The organism is Psychrobacter sp. 1U2 (genome assembly GCF_051847575.1).
The window spans coordinates 1-1,430 of sequence record NZ_JBPYDC010000202.1 but is presented as its reverse complement, the minus strand read 5'-3'; the positions used below and the strand labels follow the sequence as shown (position 1 = coordinate 1,430).

Genomic DNA, 1,430 nt, shown 5'->3' with positions numbered 1-1,430 from the left:
TTTCTTGTGCTTTACTTGCTTGTAGATAGCAAAATCTAGGACTAATAGACCCTATAGTAAGATAAGCCGATAGCTGACTGGTTGCATGTAAATGGGGGACATCACGGCTGACATCATAGTTATTTATATCATTAGCGACAAATTCTTTTAAACGCTGACAAGCAGCATCTTCACCAGCAGGATAAGCGTCTCTTGCCTGGTCAATCTGGGCTGTCATATTGATATGTTGTAATGACTTGTTCTTTTCTAGTGTTTGCTGGTAGTCACTGAGCATTTTTTTACTTAGTGCTTCGATATCATCGACTGTATTGGCAAACGTTTGCGATGATTTTAGTTTGATTTTATAGTTGCTATCCACTGCGGGTGCTTCATGCATTTGAATGGTACTAACGTCTAACGTATGTCGCCATTTCTTATAAAATGGCGTAAAGACTTTATACATGCTGTCGCCATCATTGGTCGTAATGCTTTGCGGTGGCAAAATGCATTGGTCATGCCAGCGGACGAACTCGATATTATCTTTTGCAAGTTGCTTACTCAATTGCTCATCACGATCAATCTCATTGCCTTCGTACTCATGATTGGCCATGATGCAACTGATTTCATTATCTTTGCATAAGGTTGTGAGCGTTTCTATACAGTCAGTAAAGCTTGGACAGATTTGCACGGTTAAAGTGATGTTCAGTTGCGACTGCAGGTCCTTTGCTAGGATAGGTAGCGTGCGGGCAATATGGTCGACTTGCACAAGGGACGTATCATGTTCTTGCCACTGCTCAGGCGTCAAAAAGAATACGGCAGACACCGAGGCGTTTTCTTCCTTTGCACGTTCGCACAGCGCTGCTAGAGCGGTATTGTCATGGATACGAAGGTCACGACGAAACCACATCAAGTAATGCGGTGGATTTTTGCTAGTAGCATTGTCGTCAGTATTAGTATTATTCGCCGCTGTCTGTGCAGTCTTAGACATCAAGGTATCCCTATATCAATCAATCGCAATCGTAAACGAAACTAAGGATAAAAGTATGCTAGGATAAGTTTTTGGATGCAATGGCTTTGCCGTTTGGTTAACAAAACCTCATCACATCTAACGATTTAACTTTAGCCTGAACCTGTCTGATACCGCTATAATCGGTGTCATATTCAGCACCATGAAACGCAAGGTCACAAAATGCACGTTAAGTTTTGCGGGTTTACTCAGCTTAATGATATACAGACTGCGGCACAATTAGGTGCAGACGCAGTGGGTTTGGTGTTTTATCCACCAAGCCCCCGCGCGGTCACAATAGAGCAAGCGCAAATTCTGAGCGCTGCTGTACCTGCTTTTGTCAGCGTGGTGGCATTGGTAGTCAATATGCCCAAAGATGAGCTGATCAATTTAGCAAATGACGTCTCTTTTGATATTATCCAGTTCCATGGCGATGAAACGCCTG

At 43.0% G+C, this 1,430-nt stretch carries 2 protein-coding genes; one reads left to right on the top strand and one right to left on the bottom strand.

Annotation, left to right across the window (positions count from 1 at the left end):
* A partial coding sequence (locus ACS8FD_RS14480; protein WP_439276372.1) for a deoxyribodipyrimidine photo-lyase occupies positions 1-967 on the bottom strand: 967 nt, incomplete at its 3' end.
* A gap of 201 nt (positions 968-1,168) precedes the next feature.
* Between ACS8FD_RS14480 and ACS8FD_RS14475 the strand changes: the two genes are divergently transcribed.
* The coding region (locus ACS8FD_RS14475) for a phosphoribosylanthranilate isomerase (protein WP_439276371.1) at positions 1,169-1,430 on the top strand (262 nt) is incomplete at its 3' end.